Here is a 15,710-nt window from a genome sequence, read left to right on the forward strand (position 1 = left end):
TGTGCGTATGAAAAAGACTGCCTGTCTGATGTTCCTGTTTCTTTGGATGGCTTTGCCTCTCGTGGCACAGTCGGATGAAGAAGAAGTACCCCGCTCGATCAACGAGAGTACGATGGTCGGTATCGGTGGTTACAATTTGCGGGACACGTACCTCTCACCCAGTACGGACATCAACTATACCGGTTGGGTGGCGCGTATCCTCAACGAACGGATGAAGGTAGTCCGGTTGGCGGATTATAAGATTTCCCGCCAGCAGCTTATCAACGTCGAGTTCGGTTCTACCCGCAATGGTGCGGAGACGGCGAACGAATATGCCGGGTTTGTGGATTACAGCCTCGGCTATCATTACCGCTTCACGAACCTGTTGCCGGGACTGAAGGTGCTGACCGGCGCTTCCGCCCGTCTTTCGGGTGGTTTCATCTATAACACGCGCAACAGCAATAATCCGGTTTCAGGGAAGGGGGACTTTGATCTGAATCTGTCGGCAATGGCGATTTATAACTTTAAGATCAAGGAGTTTCCGCTTACTTTCCGCTATCAGGCGGAGATACCGTTTGCCGGTGTCCTCTTCTCGGTGCACAAAGGCGAACCTTATTATTTCCTGACGCAGGGAGGCTCGGACGGGATCGTACGGTTCAGTTCGTTCCACAATAAGTTTGCGATGAAAAACTATTTCACGCTCGACATACCGGTGTCGAACTTTACGCTCCGCGTCGGCTATCTGAACAGTATGTACCGGACGGATGTGAACAGCATCAAGACGCATGTTCTCTCCAACTCGTTCATGATCGGGTTTGTAAAGGAATTTGTTTCTTTCGGTGGTAAGCGTTTGAAGAGTAATGCACACCGATACAGTAGTGCTTACTATTGAACTGTTTGAATGATGAAGATGAAAACAAGCATTACATATTATCTACTTCTTTTCTGCATCCTGTTTTCAGGATGTGAGGAAGCGACGAAATACAACTCGTCTCCCCGCGACAACTTCGAAGCGCTCTGGCGGATTATGGACGAAAACTACTGCTTTTTTGAGTATAAGAAAGTGGATTGGGATGAGGTGCACGATCGTTACAGCCTGCTTGTCAAGGATACGATGAACCAGTATGAGCTGTTTGATGTCCTCGGCAAGATGTTGGCGGAAGTGAAAGACGGACATACCAACTTGATTTCTTCTTTTGATATGTCCCGCTACTGGGCCTGGTACGAAGATTATCCGGCCAACTACTACAAGGAAATACAAGACAACTATCTCGGTACTGACTACAAGATTGCCGGCGGCATGAAATATAAACGTCTGGCGGACGATCAGATCGGCTATGTCTATTACGGTAGCTTCTCGAGTGGTGTCGGTGAGAATAACCTGGATTATATGTTCATGCATTTCAAGGAATGCAAGGGGTTGATCTTCGATGTGCGTGATAATGGCGGTGGCTCGATGACCTTTTCCGACCGTATCGCTTCCCGTTTCCTGGAAGAAAAGATGCTGACTTGCTATACGCAGTACAAGAAAGGCAACGGGCATAACGATTTCACCGAGCCGAACCCGGTCTATCTGTCTCCTTCGGACCGTCTCCGCTGGCCACGTCCGGTTATTGTCCTGACGAACCGCCATTCTTACAGTGCGACGAACGATTTTGTGAATGTGATGCGCCTCTTGCCGCAGGTTACGATCATGGGTGACCGTACGGGAGGGGGAAGCGGCTTGCCTTTCAGTTCGGAACTGCCGAACGGGTGGAGTGTTCGCTTCTCGGCATGTCCGGTGCTCGATGTCAATAAGCAGCACACGGAGTTCGGTATCGATCCGGATGTCAAAGTCTCAATTACGGGAGAAGACATAATGAAGGGACGTGATACGATCATAGATAGAGCGATCGAACTGTTGTTGGCAAAGGCCGATTCGATAGAAGCGGCTTCAAAAAGTAAAATCTCTTCCGCAGGCCTTGCATATTAGCATATTTTATTTACCTTTGCACTCGCAACGCGCCTGTGGTGTAATTGGTAGCCACGCCAGACTTAGGATCTGGTGTCGAGAGACGTGTAGGTTCGAGTCCTATCAGGCGCACGAAAAAACAAAAAAGAGCTTGTTCCGTTGGAGCAGGCTCTTTTTGTTTTATAGCAGTTCATTTCTTGCCAGATACGAAACAAACAGACCTCGTAGGGGCGGTTCGCGAACCGCCCTTCTTGTCAACAAGTGCAGTACTTCATGGGGTTATAGTGCCGTAAAGGAATGAATCACCCGGCAGATAGAATGAACGATGCGGGATGTGTGCTCCTTCCGTACCTACCCGCTATTCATGTCACGGCCGTGAAACAAAAGAAATCCAACTGTAACATAGAAGGAAGACAGTTGTGACATAAAAGGAATACAGCCGTAACATGCAATAGAGGACCGCTGTTTATCCGTTATTGATTCACTATTTACCAAATATGAAACAATAAATCAGCATTTACAGGTTCACTATTTCTTAAATTGTAGCTATTGTAAAATGTATGTTAAGCTGGCAAGGCATTATTCTGTTGTTTAGTATATTTGCCGGATTGTTCCTATCTTTGTATCCTTGTCAAAATAGAGAGTAAGATGAAATATACCCGAATATATATTCTTTTGACAGTCTTGCTGCTGCTTACCGCCTGTGGAGGAAAGCAGGCGGGTGGAAAAGTGGTGACGGTGACGATAGAGCCGCAGCGCTTTTTTGCCGAGAAGATTGCAGGAGATAAGTTTGCCATCCATAGTGTGGTTCCTTCCGGACAAAGTCCCGAAACCTACGATCCGACTCCGAAGCAAATGGTACAGATCGGGCGGAGTGCCGCTTACCTGCAGATCGGTTATATCGGATTCGAGCAGGTGTGGATGCAGAAGATACGTGAGAATAATCCCGATCTGAAGATATTCGATGTTTCCCAGGGTATGCAGTTTATGAAGGATACGGAAGAAGAGCACCAGCATGAAGGGCATGAGCACGAAGCCGGCGACGGACATCACCACCACCATGCAGGAGGTGTCGACCCGCATATCTGGAGTTCCATCGAAGGAGCGAAAGTGATTGCCTGGAATACGCTGAATGCCTTTATCGAGCTGGATAAAGAGAATACCGAATATTATTGGAAGAATTATAACGATCTGCTGGCGGAGATCGAAAAGACAGAAGCCGAGATCAGACAGCTGCTCGATCCGTTGGCCGACCGTACGTTCATTATCTATCATCCGGCCCTGACCTATTTTGCCGCCGAGTTCGATCTTACCCAGCTTTGCATCGAGATGGACGGGAAGGAACCTTCGCCTGCCCAGCTGAAACAGTTGGTTATGACAGCCAAGGAGCATCATACGAAGGTTGTCTTTATCCAGCAGGAGTTCGACCGGAAGAATGCCGAACTGATCGCAAAGGAGACCGGCTGCCGCCTGGTGGTCATCAATCCGCTGGATTATCATTGGAATACGGAAATGATTCATATAGCAAAAGCATTGGCTGATGGACAAACTGATTGACATAGAACATGTAACGGCAGCGTATGGCAATAAAACCGTCTTGCGCGATGTTTCCCTGACAATCTGGAAAGATGATTTCCTCGGGATTATAGGACCTAACGGGGGTGGGAAGACGACGCTTCTGAAGGTAATACTCGGCTTGCTGTCTCCCGTTTCCGGCACGATCCGTTTTTATGAGGACGGCAAGGCTGTCTCTTCTCTCCGGATAGGTTACTTGCCCCAGCTGAATAACATCGATAAGAAGTTCCCTATCTCCGTGCGCGAGGTGATCGCTTCCGGACTTGCTTCGGAAAAGAAGCTTTTCCGTTCGTTCGATTCGGGCCAGAAGCAACGGGTGGAAGAGGTGATCGGCAAGATGGGGCTGGAAGAACTGGCTGGCCGCGCGATCGGCGAACTGTCCGGCGGGCAGTTGCAGCGGGTGCTGTTGGGACGCTCTATCGTTTCCCGTCCGCAGGTGTTGATACTGGATGAGCCGAACTCGTATGTGGACAAGCGTTTCGAGTCTCACTTCTATAAATTATTGGAAGAGATCAATAAAGAGAGCGCAATCATCCTGGTTTCGCACGATATCGGAACCGTATTGGCGATGGTAAAGAACATTGCCTGCGTAAATGAAACATTACATTACCATCCCGGCGCGGATGTGTCCGAGGAATGGTTGGGCGAGAAATATGCCTGCCCGATAGAGCTGATCGGACATGGTGACTTGCCTCACCGGGTTTTGAAAAAACACGAACATGAGTAACCTTTGTTGGATAAGCCTGCCGGAGATCGGATATATCGTCGGCATTGCAGTTATTATTTTCGGTATTACCGCCGTAAGGCAGAACCCATTCATCACGCGTGGACAGAAGATTCTTTGGATTCTGACTATCATCGTGTTGAACTGGATCGGCCTGCTGTTGTACTACTATACCTATTATATGAAGAATAAATGAAGAAGATACTGATTACCGGAGCAAGTGGTTTTATCGGCGGTTTCCTCGTAAAAGAGGCGCTCGACCGGGGCTATGAGACGTGGGCGGGAGTCCGTTCGACGAGTAGCCGTGCCAATCTGAAGGATGAACGGATTCATTTTATCGACCTGAAATATTCTGACCGGAAAGCGTTGACGGCCCAATTGGCTGACTTTGTCCGCGAGCATGGCGCCTGGGATTATGTGATCCATAATGCCGGGCTGACGAAAACGCTTAATAAAGAAAACTTTTTCCGCATCAATGCCGGGAATACCGCTAACCTGATCGAAGCGCTTGCCGCATCCGGTTGTAAGCCGGAGAAGTTCCTGTTGATGAGCAGCCTGAGTAGTTATGGGCGTGGGGATGAGAAGACATTCCGACCGATTTCGCCGGACGATCCTCAATTGCCGGACACGGCTTATGGAAAGAGCAAGTTGGAGGCGGAAAACTACCTGCGGCAACAACCCTATTTCCCGTATGTCATCCTGCGTCCGACAGGCGTGTACGGACCGGGCGAGAGGGATTATTTTGTGGAGATTAAAAGTGTGCAGTCCGGTTTCGACTTTACCGCCGGTCTTACGCCGCAACGCATTACCTTTATATACGTAAAAGATTTGGCTACCGTCGCTTTCCTGGCATTGGAGAATGATGCTATCCGGAACCGCCATTACTTTGTGGCGGATGGCGATGTCTATACAGACGAGTCGTTTGCCCGGATGATCCAGGAAATATTGCAAAAGAAGCATGTTTTGCGTGCCCGGATTCCAATGGGATTGGTGCATATTGCCTGCCTGTGCTCGGAATGGGTCGGCAGGCTGTTGAAGAAGAGCATGACGTTGAATACGGATAAATATATAATCCTGAAGCAGCGTAACTGGATTTGTGACGTTACGCCGCTTCAGAAAGAACTTGGCTTTGTTCCGGCTTATCCGCTACGTCGCGGGCTGGAAGAAAGTATCGAATGGTACAGGAAAGAAGGCTGGCTGTAGAGGGTCAGTCTGCCTTTCGCGCCATGACGATCCCTTCTGTTGAGAGAGCCGGACTACCTTTGTAGCTGATTTTGATAAACCCGGCCGCTTCCACGCTGAGGTTGTTGCTGGCATACACATTGAATATCCCGAAACCGGCCACTTCGCAAGATACGTCCTCCGCTTTCAGGTCATATGCCTTGACCCGGCCTTTTCCGGCCACTTCATAAGAAACTTTTTTGGCGGCTCCTCCCAGTTGGTAAGTACCCGAACCCGCTACTTCGCACTCGAGCGTGCCGACATCCAGGTCTTTGCCGTTGATGGTCGAACTTCCCGCTAAGCTGGTTGATAGTTTCTCCACCTCGATCCGGTCGTTGAGGTTGATTGTTCCCGAGCCGGCCACTGATATTTCCAGTTCTTCGGCCGTGTACGGGCCGTCCAGGTTAATCTCGGCTTTGCCGGCGAGACTGATCTCTTTCATCTTTTCGGAACTTGCCCGGACCGTAAATTCGGACGGCCAGATGAATTTCTCTTTATAAGCGTCTTTGAGCTTGATGACTAAAGTCTTGTCGCTTACATATACTTCGAGCATGTCATAGACATTGCGGTCTGTCGTAATCGACAAAGCGGCAGCCCCTTCCGCCTGTGCGTAATGGATTTTTCCCGTCGGGCAGGCTACGGATAGCTCGTCATATTCTTCGACAGGCACGTTTATGGTTTCCACCTTTCCGTCTCCCCTGATAATACGCGAACAACCGGACATCACAAAGAGGATGCACAAGAGCGCTAATAAAGATACTTTTGTTTTCATGTCTATTTTTCTTCTTCTACCGTTCCTTTTCCTATCACTTTTTGCTGTACGGCTGTCGGGCCTTTATAGCGGATATTACCTTTGCCGACAATCGTCGCTTTCAGGTTTTCAGTAGGATGAACCTGGGCGGAACCTTTACCGGTTATCTTACAGTTGACTTCGGGAACGGCAACGCCGAATGCCATGATTTCGCCGTCGGTCGTGATGCTGTAATCCGCTTCCCCGGCTTTTCCTGCCTTCAGGTTGATTGTACCGGAACCGTTGATGCTGCATTCCAGTTTGTCGGCCTGCAAATTGTTGACAACCATGTTGGCGCTGCCCGATACGTTCAGGTCGAGTTTGCCTATTTCGACTTTTTCCTTCAGCTGGACGAGGCAGTTGGAGTTTGCCTTGATCTTCAGTTCGTCACCGGTCAACTTACTGTTAATCATGAAGTTTGCATTACCGGCGGCTTTTACTTCTTTCAGCCATTTGGAGTTGGTCTTGACGATGAACTTGGTGAAGTGGTCTACCTTGGCTCCTTTAAAGCTGACTGTCAGTTCGCGATCTTTTATGTCGATGTTGACGTAAGGATGGAGGTTCTCGTCTACTGTCACTTCGAGGTAAGGGGTTGCATCCGACTGTTCGTAGTTGAAATCGATCACTCCGTCTATCTTAATTGCGTTATAATCGCCTACGGTTATTTTCTTGGTCGAGAGTTTTCCGTTTCCTTTTACATGGTCTGCTGCCTGGACGGAGAAAAATATTCCCAGCAGGAAAGCAATCGCTAATAGTCCTTTTGTTTTCATGTACATCTTCTTTATATTATATTTTTAGACGCATCTGTCGCGCCCTGGTTACAAATGTAGAAGGAATTTTGTAAAAGTACGCATAAAAACACCTGTAATTGTCAGTTCAGTTACTGATAATTACAGGTGTTTTACATAATATATTCAGTCTATTTTATACGTTTGATATCTCCGGATCCAGTACTGCGGATATCGGCTCTGGGATATCCTTTATATTGGATATCGCCGCTTCCGGAGGTAGAAGCATCCAACGTTTCGGTTGCGTGCGCTTCAATGTCTCCACTGCCGCTCACCTTGCATTTCAGGTCTTTGACGACAAATCCGTATGCACTGATATCTCCGCTGCCCGTTACTTTATATACGCCGCTTTCCGCTTTCCCTTTTAGGTCCAGGTCGCCTGAGCCGGATATCGATGCTTCGATGTTCCGGCATGTCAGGTTGTTTGCTTTCATATCGCCGGACCCGCTGACTTTTATCTCGTATGTGTTTGCAATGCGTACCGGTTTGTTCAGGTAGATGTCCCCGGACCCGGATATATTCATTTTCAGGTCATCGCCGGTAAAATTATTTTGGAGTATAAAATCGACACATCCGCTTATTTTAACTTCTTCTAGCTTGGCCGAACTGCTGTTGATGATAAGTTTTGTCGGAAAGAGTCTGTCTTTGTTATTGGTCCGGATACTCAAACATCCGTTAGATACATTGATCTCCAGTTGCGAAAGCAGATTCTCGTCAATCGTGATTTGCAGGGATGATTTTCCGGCTTTCTGCATGTAGTTAAAGACCGGGCCTTTGTTTCCTCCTTTTGAAGAAAAGAAGTTATTTCCGTCTACGTTGATGTTCCCGCCGATACGGAGTTCGGTGTAGTCGGATATTTGGATATCTTTGGTAATGACAGTACCGTTGCCTTTTATATCTTTAGCATATCCGGCTGTTATACATAAAAAGAACAGAGTTGCTAACGTGATTAGTTTTGTTTTCATCGCTTCTTTAGTATTATGGTGATTAATTTTTCTTGATAGAACCTCCGCCGACAACGCTTTTGCTGAGTTCGGGGTCGCCTTCGTAGCGGATATGTCCGCCCCCGGCTATGCTGGCATCCAATTGTTCGGATGCAAAGACTTCGATATTACCACCGCCGGCAACGCTGCATTCCGCTTTTCTGACCGTGCAGCCAAAAGCGCTGATGTCTCCGCCTCCGGCAACGCTCATGCTGCCCCGTTCGGCTTCTCCTTTGAGTGTGATGTTACCGCTGCCTGCAACACTGCAATCCAGATTGTCCACTTTCAATTTCTTTGCATTCAGATCGCCTGACCCGGCAACACTGAATTCCACTTTACGCGCTTCCAGCGATTTGTCGAAGTTTACCGTGCTGCTTCCGGCAATGCTTACCTCTATTTTGTCGACTTTGAGGAGGCTTGTCACAGTGAATTCACCGCTTCCGACAGCGCTTATCTCTTTCAGACTCCGTGAGTTTGTTTTTATTTCGCAAACAGTCGGTTGGAGGTTCAGGCTGCGCGAAAATCCACTGCTTTTGGGCTGGATGATCAGTGTCTTGCCCTTTACTTTGATTTCAAGATTGGACAGGATGTTTTCGTCTACTGTTATTTTCAGGTAGGGCGAAGCGTTTGACTGTTCGTATTCGATATCCATTCTTCCGACATACGAGATTTCGTCGTAATCGGATATGGATATTTCTTTCGTTGTGATGTTTCCGTCACCTTTTATCGTATTCTTCTGGGCAAACCCGTTTGTAGCCATCAGCAGGATACTGGCGATAAAGTAAAATACTCTTGTTTTCATGTCTTATGCTTTTTTGTTCGTTTTCTTTTAAAGACGAACGGGGTGGGACGACGGTTGCATATATTCTTTATTATTTCTCAAATTAAATTTTCTTATATGCTGTACAACACAAATTAGCATTTTAACTATTGACAAATTCGGAAAAGCCCGTATCTTTGTATCGTGGTTTTTTCATAATAGTATTAGATTTAAGGTTAACAAAGTTGGTTAGGGGTTGTCGTGAGACAGCCTTTAATTGTTTATAGGGGTTTCTGCCGGTGCAGGAGCCTTTTTTTATCGGGAATACTCCGGTATTCGTCGGGATTTACCCGTTACCGGCCGTGTTTCTATTGCGTAAGTGACTCGCTGACCGTAGTTTTGCAGCAAATTAAAATGATATGAGTATGGAAACAAATCAACAGGGAAATTTTTACAGAGGTGGCTTCCCTCACCACAAGAGACTGAATACACTTGCAACTGCTGCTGTATTTATTATAGTCGGCTTGCTCTATCTCGGAAGAAATTTCGGGCTGATCGATTCTTATCTTTTCGATATTTTAGTGTCGTGGCAGATGTTGCTGGTTGTGGTTGGTGTCGTGAACCTGATTAAGCGGCATTTTATAGGAGGTTTTGTTACGATCGCTATCGGTGTTTATTTTTTGTTACCCGAAATAACCAGTATGGGGAGGGAGTGGGACAACGCATTTTGGCCGATCTTTCTCATTGCAACAGGGCTCATGATTCTTTTTAAGCCGCGACATCATGCCTCCCGTCGCCGTTGGGACGGAAGGACGGAATATGCCAAAGAGGTTTACAGCTCGCAGGACGGGTATGTGGTTTCGGATAATACGTTTGGTTCCGTCCGGCAGATTGTATTGGACCCGGTCTTTAGAGGGGCGCGGATTAAAAATACATTCGGCGGGACTATCCTGGACCTGCGCCGGACACGGCTGGAAGCTGCACAGACTGCAATAGACGTGGACTGTACCTTTGGCGGAGTCGAGATTTATTTGCCCTCGGACTGGAACTTGCAAACGCAGATCGATGCTCTTATCGGCGGGTGTGACGATAAGCGATATAACACATCTATAGAAATAGACAGGGAACACGTACTCTTAGTAAGAGGAAGAGTCTCTTTCGGAGGTATCGAGTTTAAAAGTTGATTTATGCAAACGCATCCATTTATAGAATCGGTCGTTAACCGCATAATAGGGATTACCCTGGCGGTAGTGGCATGGATGGTTTATGCATGGCTCCTGTTTTGCTATGGGCAGGAGGGATTGTGGAATGCCTGCTTAGACGGTCTGGTTTCCGTCGGATTGTTGGCTGTGGCGGGTTTCCTGTATGGATATGTCGACGGAACTATCCATGCCTTGCAGATACGGGTTGCACTGGCTGTGTTGGTTCAGGCAATCAGCCTGGCCGGGGCATTCGAACTGCAAGTGCTACTGGAACAGGGAACCACTGATGATTTTGTCCACACGATACCCCTTCGCCTGGTTTTCGGTATCTTATGCTGGATCGTCCTGCTGCAATGGTACCGGATGAACCGGACCGATGATCAGGAGTTTGAAGAGGCTTCTGAAATAGAAACGGTAGAACCGGTACAGGCCGAAGAGGCTTTCCTGGACCGGGTTTCCGTGAAAGACGGCTCCCGCATCCATATCATTCATCTGAATGAACTGTTATACCTGCAGGCCGGAGGCGATTATGTCACGCTCTTTACCCCGGATGGGCAATTCGTGAAAGAGCAGACGATGAAATATTTTGAGACACACCTTCCTCCTACGGTATTTGTGCGGATTCATCGTTCCTGTATCGTCAATACAGAACAGATTTTGCGGGTGGAACTGTTCGGAAAAGAAAATTACCAGGTCCGGCTTAAAAACGGCGTTTGCCTGCGGGCAAGCAATGGCGGTTATAAGCTCCTGAAAGAACGTCTTTCCCTCTGATTTGGGACTGTAAAAGTGTTAATTTTAGCAGAATTTGACGCCTTTGTATTAAGTTTTGAGCTTTGTAACACTTTTTGTCGAAAAGAGGCTTCGGGCTTAACAAATATTGTCTGCAAAAGGCTTGACAAAAGGCTTGACGCCTGTATCTTTGCATTGTGGTTTTTTCATAATAGTATTAGATTTAAGGTTAACAAAGTTGGTTAGGGGTTGTCGTGAGACAGCCTTTAATTGTTTATGGGGGTCTGTAAATGAATATTCTCAATAAAATAAATTCCCTACACTCCCGGCCTGGGAAGAGTTGGAAGTAAATTAAGTTTGAATCTTTTCGGCGTTTCGTTTGTTTAAAAAGAACTTGTATCTTTATCTCCGAAATAAATGGAATGCGATGGAATTACGAACAGCAAATGTAACCCGGTATATCATGCCCCTTCGGGAAGGCGGCTCGTTGCCGGCACTGGCGGAAGCGGACGATGAGTTCAAATATGTCGTGAAGTTTCGCGGTGCCGGTCACGGGACGAAAGCGCTGATTGCCGAACTGATAGGCGGCGAGGTGGCCCGTGCGCTTGGTTTCCACGTGCCCGAACTGGTTTTCCTGAACCTGGACGAGGCATTCGGCCGTACGGAAGGGGACGAGGAGATACAGGATTTGCTGCAAGGCAGTCGCGGGCTGAACTTAGGGCTGCATTTCTTGTCGGGCGCTTTGACGTTTGATCCGGTGGTGACAAAGGTCGGTGCGGAACAGGCTTCCCGTATTGTCTGGCTGGATGCGTTCCTGACCAACGTGGACCGCACGTTCCGTAATACTAATATGCTGATGTGGCACAAAGAACTGTGGTTGATCGATCACGGTGCTTCCCTCTATTTCCATTATTCGTGGGTGAACTGGAAGAAACATGCCGTTAGCCCTTTCGTGCAGATAAAAGACCATGTCCTGTTGCCCGAAGCCTCCCGGCTGGAAGAGGCGGATGCCGATATGAAACGCTTGCTGACGGATGAGAAGATACGTGAGATCGTCGCCCTGATCCCGGACGACTGGTTGCATTGGAGCGACAGTCCCGGCAGTCCGGATGAGATAAGAGAAGTCTATTATCAGTTCTTGTGTGAAAGACTGGCCCATTCCGAAACATTTGTAAAAGAAGCGCAGGATGCAAGGAAAACACTTATATGAATATGCCGTGATCCGACTGGTTCCCCGGGTGGAACGGGAGGAGTTTTTCAATGTCGGAATCATTCTGTTCTCGAAGCGGGCGAAATATATCAAAGCGCTTTATAAAGTAGACGAGGACAAGCTGAACCTCTTTTCCTCCGAGTTGGACCGTGAAGCATTGTTCGCCAACCTCCATGTTTTCGATCGAATCTGCTCCGGAGCCAACGACGGCGGCCCGATCGCCTCCCTCGACATCCCGGAACGTTTCCGTTGGCTGACAGCTGTCCGGAGTGCCTCCATCCAAACTTCCCGCCCGCATCCGGGTTTCTCCGACGATCTGGACCAGACGTTGGAGACATTGTTCAGGGAGTTGGTTTTGTAAGGATTGCGCCGTATGCACTAATGGACAAATTTAAAATGCAACTTTAAATTTGTCCATTAGTGCCATAATATATACATTTACAGTGTTTTATTATCATATAAACTAAAGTCCCGATAATTATAAAGGCCGTTTATCAAGTCCCTATTGTCTGTTTCTCCATCATAGATAACAGCTGTCCGCTTCACCTGATCACCCAATAAATCCTTGAAGAACTTCAACTGTTTGTAATAATCGCCATTATAACTCTTCCCGGATTTTATCTCGTATGCTTCGAGGTCTAAAGCCTTCATCCGGATTACATCTATTTCCCTTTGTGTCTTATCACGGTAAAAATACAGATGTTCTTCTTTCCCTTTATTGAGCCCTTCTTTCATCATCTCGTTAACGACCATGTTTTCGAACAGCTCTCCCCGCAAAGGGTGTGTTTTTAATTGTTCTTCATTCTCTATACCCAGTAGGAAAGTAGCCAGGCCGGTATCATAAAAATAAAGCTTCGGGGTTTTAGTAAGCCTTTTTCCTATATTGGCATGATAAGGTGATAGCAGGTAAACGGTATAGGATGCGGCCAGGACACTAAGCCAGTTGTTGATTGTCGGCACACTCACGCCGACAGCCACTGACAGGGCCGATGCGTTGAATTCTGTCCCTATCCTTCCGGCACACAGCCGCATGAATGTTTGAAAAGGCATCAGGTCCTTTATGTTGATTATGCTCCGTACGTCGCGCTCGATATAGGTTGTGAAATAATTCCGATAGATTATCTCACGTGCAGTTTCGTTATTCCATACGGCGGGATAGCCGCCATTTAAGATTAGTCGATCTGTATCTGTTTTTTTTCCAGCCTGCTGTAATTCCTTTTGTGACAGTGGCAGCAAAGTAAGGACGGCAGTACGTCCAGCCATCGACTGAGTAACTTTTTCCAATAGCGCAAAGTTGCTACTCCCCGTCACAATAAATTTTCGGTCCATCTTTCCTTGATAGATATCTTCATCGACATTGACTTGGATGTAGGAGAAGATTTCTGGATAATGGTGTGCTTCATCTATGATGGCACCATTAGGATGATTGGCAAAAAAACTTTGTGGATCTTCTTTAATTCTGTTCAGTGTGTCGATCTCTTCGAGATTTACATACGGCAGATCTGGGTACAGTTCACGGCAGATTGTCGTCTTTCCTGATTGCCGGGGGCCAGTCAGGGTTATAACCGGAAAGAAGTCAAAACATCGCTTTATCTCTTCTGACAATGATCTGTATATTAGTTCTTTACTCTGCATTTGGACAAATTTAAAGTGTAAGTTTAAAATTGTCCAAAGATACTCTTTTTTTTAGTATCTCAAATACTATTCATACGGTTTCTCCTATCTTTTTACTGGAGGCTTATTGTATAAAACGCATTTTTCCGACTCGGACGACCGCCGAAACTAAACAAATGTTAATCCACTTTTCAGACGTCAAAAATGCCCTTTTTCTCCTTTTTCGGGAGTTTTTCGCCATTGCGACCGTCCTCTTTGCCATTGCGACCGTCTTAATCTTCGCGAGGTGCCGAGTGCATCACCCATGAGGACGGTCGTAATGGCGATGACGACCGTCTTCTTTTGAAAAACGACCGTCTTCACTGCAAAAAAGCCCCTAAATTTCCTTGGGATATTTGGAACGCCGTCCGTTTTATTTTCAAATATTCGATTCTCCGGGAGTTAAGGTTTATCACTTTTCCAGCGTTTATGCTTTCCTGCAATCAAATTGCACACTTTTCGGGATAGACTCGGCAGCCCGTTCCGTCCGGTGTCAGTAGGAAAGGCAAAAAACGAGAAAAGAGACACTTCAAAATGGTTCAAGATTTTGGTCGAAATAGAAAAACGGGAAAAAAGGGGGTTATTGTAATTTCTCGATGCAAAAATGTATGTATTGTCATCTGCATACCATGGTCCGCAATAAGGAATGGTGCGTAGAATTGTGACAAGCAGATCAGGCAGATGTTTTTGGAAGGAAAGAGTGTTTGAATTGTTAAATTTAGCAGAATTTGCACGTATTCTGTATAGTTTTAAAGTGTCTAACACTTTTTGGCAAAATACTTGTTGCGGCTTAACATATATTGTCCGTAAAAGGCTTGACAAACGGGCTTTACAGGTGTATCTTTGCAATGTGGTTTTTTCATAATAGTATTAGATTTAAGGTTAACAAAGTTGGTTAGGGGTTGTCGGGATGACAATCCTTAATTTTTTTATATACCTCCCACTTTCGCTTCCAATCAAATATTCATGTTTTTGTAGTACTTTTTGTGGTAGGAGACTGGCAGAAAAGTCTTACTTTTAAGCCCTGTATCGAGATTGAATATCAATAAATATAAAGATCATGAAAGCTATACCTTTAATTCTTGCACTTTTCATCGGGCTTTTCCTGCCTGTCGGGAATCTGTCGGCTCAGAATCCTCATTATATTCCGGTAAAAGACAGCCGGGATCTGCATGCTTATTTCCGGTATGCGCCGGATCGGCCGATTGTGATCAGCGGGCATCGCGGCGGGATGCTGGATGGTTATCCGGAGAACTGTATCGAGTCTTTTGAGAAGACTTTGTCTTATATGGAGTCTTTCTTTGAGATAGACCCGCGTTTGACGAGGACGGGGTGATCGTCCTGATGCACGACGAAACCATTGACCGGACAACGACCGGAAAGGGAAAAGTGTCGGATTATACCTATGCGGAATTGCAGCAGTTCAATCTGGTGGACCGGAACGGGAATGTGACCGCTTTCAAGATTCCTACCTTGAAAGAATGTCTTGAATGGAGCAAGGGCAAAACAATCCTGAACCTGGATATCAAAGATGTCCCGTTGGATATAATGGCTGATTTTATCGAGAAAGAGAATCCGGTGAATGTCATGTACACGGTTCACAATGCCGAACAGGCCCGTTACTACCTGGACCGGGAGCCTGAAGCAATGTTCTCTTGCTGGTGCAAGAATATGGAGGAGTTCGGAAAATACGAAAAAGCAGGCATTCCCTGGAAACAGGTAATGGCGTATGTCGGCCCGAAGATGAAGCCGGAAGAACAGGCGTTGTATGATGCCTTGCATCGTAACGGTGTGATGTGCATGATTTCAGTTGCTCCGACACATGACCGGGGGAAGACGGAGGCGGAAAAGATTGCCGGTTATAAAACGGAGATCGGGACGCATCCGGATGTGATCGAAACGGATTATCCGTACCTGTTTCAAGGGTTAGATTTAACAAAATAGAGTGGTTTTGAAGACTCTTTAGGGGCGTTTAGAATCTTTTTGCTATTTACAGACCTTGATTTAACAAGTATTAGCGGTAAAATGCTTGACAAATGGTCAAAACAGGTGTATCTTTGCAATGTGGTTTTTTCATAATAGTATTAGATTTAAGGTTAACAAAGTTGGTTAGGGGTTGTCGTGAGACAGCCTTTAATTGTTTAT

General features: G+C 46.6%; 15 protein-coding genes, 1 tRNA gene and 1 pseudogene. 12 read left to right on the forward strand and 5 right to left on the reverse strand.

Annotated elements, in window-relative coordinates; genetic code table 11:
• The first annotated feature begins 7 nt into the window (after positions 1–7).
• The 7 genes from DW083_RS15830 to DW083_RS15860 all read left to right on the forward strand — a co-directional run bounded on the left by DW083_RS15830 (position 8) and on the right by DW083_RS15860 (position 5,432).
• Positions 8–871 (forward strand): DUF3316 domain-containing protein, encoded by an 864-nt coding sequence (locus DW083_RS15830; RefSeq protein WP_115498582.1) that lies wholly within the window; start codon positions 8–10, stop codon positions 869–871.
• Between the two features lie 18 nt (positions 872–889).
• Positions 890–1,951 carry a S41 family peptidase gene (locus DW083_RS15835; RefSeq protein WP_115498581.1) on the forward strand — a complete coding sequence of 354 codons (1,062 nt, stop codon included), beginning with the start codon at positions 890–892 and terminating at the stop codon, positions 1,949–1,951.
• Positions 1,952–1,980: 29 nt separating this feature from the next.
• Positions 1,981–2,062: transfer RNA gene (locus DW083_RS15840), tRNA-Leu, on the forward strand.
• 516 nt (positions 2,063–2,578) lie between these two features.
• On the forward strand, positions 2,579–3,487 hold the full coding sequence (locus tag DW083_RS15845) for a metal ABC transporter solute-binding protein, Zn/Mn family (protein ID WP_122333028.1): 909 nt from the start codon (positions 2,579–2,581) through the stop codon (positions 3,485–3,487).
• On the forward strand, positions 3,471–4,232 hold the full coding sequence (locus tag DW083_RS15850; RefSeq protein WP_115498516.1) for a metal ABC transporter ATP-binding protein: 762 nt from the start codon (positions 3,471–3,473) through the stop codon (positions 4,230–4,232). The genes DW083_RS15845 and DW083_RS15850 overlap by 17 nt, the downstream gene beginning before the upstream one ends.
• Positions 4,225–4,425, forward strand: a complete 201-nt coding sequence (locus tag DW083_RS15855; protein WP_115498515.1) for a PLDc N-terminal domain-containing protein — start codon at positions 4,225–4,227, stop codon at positions 4,423–4,425. Before DW083_RS15850 ends, DW083_RS15855 begins: the two co-directional genes overlap by 8 nt.
• Entirely contained in the window at positions 4,422–5,432 is a 1,011-nt protein-coding gene (locus tag DW083_RS15860; RefSeq protein ID WP_122333029.1) for an NAD(P)-dependent oxidoreductase, read from the forward strand. The genes DW083_RS15855 and DW083_RS15860 overlap by 4 nt, the downstream gene beginning before the upstream one ends.
• Before the next feature lie 4 nt (positions 5,433–5,436).
• On the opposite strand, the gene DW083_RS15865 is transcribed toward DW083_RS15860, so the two are convergent.
• The 4 genes from DW083_RS15865 to DW083_RS15880 all read right to left on the reverse strand — a co-directional run bounded on the left by DW083_RS15865 (position 5,437) and on the right by DW083_RS15880 (position 8,813).
• The gene (locus tag DW083_RS15865; protein ID WP_122333030.1) at positions 5,437–6,222 is read right to left on the reverse strand and encodes a head GIN domain-containing protein; all 786 of its coding nucleotides are present in this window, start codon (positions 6,220–6,222) and stop codon (positions 5,437–5,439) included.
• A gap of 2 nt (positions 6,223–6,224) precedes the next feature.
• On the reverse strand, positions 6,225–7,010 hold the full coding sequence (locus DW083_RS15870; RefSeq protein WP_115498512.1) for a head GIN domain-containing protein: 786 nt from the start codon (positions 7,008–7,010) through the stop codon (positions 6,225–6,227).
• A 149-nt stretch (positions 7,011–7,159) separates the two neighbouring features.
• Positions 7,160–7,993, reverse strand: a complete 834-nt coding sequence (locus tag DW083_RS15875; protein ID WP_122333031.1) for a head GIN domain-containing protein — start codon at positions 7,991–7,993, stop codon at positions 7,160–7,162.
• Between the two features lie 22 nt (positions 7,994–8,015).
• A complete protein-coding gene (locus tag DW083_RS15880; RefSeq protein WP_122333032.1) occupies positions 8,016–8,813 on the reverse strand; it encodes a head GIN domain-containing protein in 798 nt (265 codons plus the stop codon).
• Between the two features lie 383 nt (positions 8,814–9,196).
• Here DW083_RS15880 and DW083_RS15885 point away from each other — a divergent pair, with 383 nt between their 5' ends.
• The 4 genes from DW083_RS15885 to DW083_RS15900 all read left to right on the forward strand — a co-directional run bounded on the left by DW083_RS15885 (position 9,197) and on the right by DW083_RS15900 (position 12,273).
• A complete protein-coding gene (locus tag DW083_RS15885; protein ID WP_115498509.1) occupies positions 9,197–9,955 on the forward strand; it encodes a LiaI-LiaF-like domain-containing protein in 759 nt (252 codons plus the stop codon).
• 3 nt (positions 9,956–9,958) lie between these two features.
• Positions 9,959–10,744 carry a LytTR family DNA-binding domain-containing protein gene (locus tag DW083_RS15890; protein WP_122333033.1) on the forward strand — a complete coding sequence of 262 codons (786 nt, stop codon included), beginning with the start codon at positions 9,959–9,961 and terminating at the stop codon, positions 10,742–10,744.
• 385 nt (positions 10,745–11,129) lie between these two features.
• Positions 11,130–11,912 carry a HipA family kinase gene (locus DW083_RS15895; protein ID WP_122333034.1) on the forward strand — a complete coding sequence of 261 codons (783 nt, stop codon included), beginning with the start codon at positions 11,130–11,132 and terminating at the stop codon, positions 11,910–11,912.
• Positions 11,890–12,273: a DUF3037 domain-containing protein gene (locus DW083_RS15900; RefSeq protein ID WP_115498505.1), complete on the forward strand. Its 384-nt coding sequence runs from the start codon at positions 11,890–11,892 to the stop codon at positions 12,271–12,273. Before DW083_RS15895 ends, DW083_RS15900 begins: the two co-directional genes overlap by 23 nt.
• Positions 12,274–12,350: 77 nt before the next feature.
• Here DW083_RS15900 and DW083_RS15905 read toward each other — a convergent pair whose 3' ends face one another.
• Complete coding sequence (locus tag DW083_RS15905) at positions 12,351–13,547, reverse strand: ATP-binding protein (protein ID WP_122333035.1); 1,197 nt, start codon at positions 13,545–13,547, stop codon at positions 12,351–12,353.
• A gap of 1,078 nt (positions 13,548–14,625) precedes the next feature.
• Here DW083_RS15905 and DW083_RS15910 point away from each other — a divergent pair.
• A pseudogene (locus tag DW083_RS15910) lies at positions 14,626–15,509 on the forward strand (glycerophosphodiester phosphodiesterase family protein).
• Positions 15,510–15,710: the final 201 nt, after the last annotated feature.

It is taken from the genome of Parabacteroides sp. AF48-14, assembly GCF_003477465.1.
GTDB lineage: Bacteria > Bacteroidota > Bacteroidia > Bacteroidales > Tannerellaceae > Parabacteroides > Parabacteroides acidifaciens.

Excerpts from the sequence above, each read along its gene's own strand:
- DW083_RS15905 (WP_122333035.1), bottom strand. The coding sequence starts at position 13,547 with ATGCAGAGTAAAGAACTAATATACAGATCATTGTCAGAAGAGATAAAG.
- DW083_RS15870 (WP_115498512.1), bottom strand. The coding sequence starts at position 7,010 with ATGAAAACAAAAGGACTATTAGCGATTGCTTTCCTGCTGGGAATATTT.
- DW083_RS15860 (WP_122333029.1), top strand. The coding sequence starts at position 4,422 with ATGAAGAAGATACTGATTACCGGAGCAAGTGGTTTTATCGGCGGTTTC.
- DW083_RS15850 (WP_115498516.1), top strand. The coding sequence starts at position 3,471 with ATGGACAAACTGATTGACATAGAACATGTAACGGCAGCGTATGGCAAT.
- DW083_RS15890 (WP_122333033.1), top strand. The coding sequence starts at position 9,959 with ATGCAAACGCATCCATTTATAGAATCGGTCGTTAACCGCATAATAGGG.
- DW083_RS15885 (WP_115498509.1), top strand. The coding sequence starts at position 9,197 with ATGGAAACAAATCAACAGGGAAATTTTTACAGAGGTGGCTTCCCTCAC.
- DW083_RS15900 (WP_115498505.1), top strand. The coding sequence starts at position 11,890 with ATGCAAGGAAAACACTTATATGAATATGCCGTGATCCGACTGGTTCCC.
- DW083_RS15880 (WP_122333032.1), bottom strand. The coding sequence starts at position 8,813 with ATGAAAACAAGAGTATTTTACTTTATCGCCAGTATCCTGCTGATGGCT.
- DW083_RS15875 (WP_122333031.1), bottom strand. The coding sequence starts at position 7,993 with ATGAAAACAAAACTAATCACGTTAGCAACTCTGTTCTTTTTATGTATA.
- DW083_RS15855 (WP_115498515.1), top strand. The coding sequence starts at position 4,225 with ATGAGTAACCTTTGTTGGATAAGCCTGCCGGAGATCGGATATATCGTC.
- DW083_RS15865 (WP_122333030.1), bottom strand. The coding sequence starts at position 6,222 with ATGAAAACAAAAGTATCTTTATTAGCGCTCTTGTGCATCCTCTTTGTG.
- DW083_RS15835 (WP_115498581.1), top strand. The coding sequence starts at position 890 with ATGAAAACAAGCATTACATATTATCTACTTCTTTTCTGCATCCTGTTT.
- DW083_RS15830 (WP_115498582.1), top strand. The coding sequence starts at position 8 with ATGAAAAAGACTGCCTGTCTGATGTTCCTGTTTCTTTGGATGGCTTTG.
- DW083_RS15845 (WP_122333028.1), top strand. The coding sequence starts at position 2,579 with ATGAAATATACCCGAATATATATTCTTTTGACAGTCTTGCTGCTGCTT.
- DW083_RS15895 (WP_122333034.1), top strand. The coding sequence starts at position 11,130 with ATGGAATTACGAACAGCAAATGTAACCCGGTATATCATGCCCCTTCGG.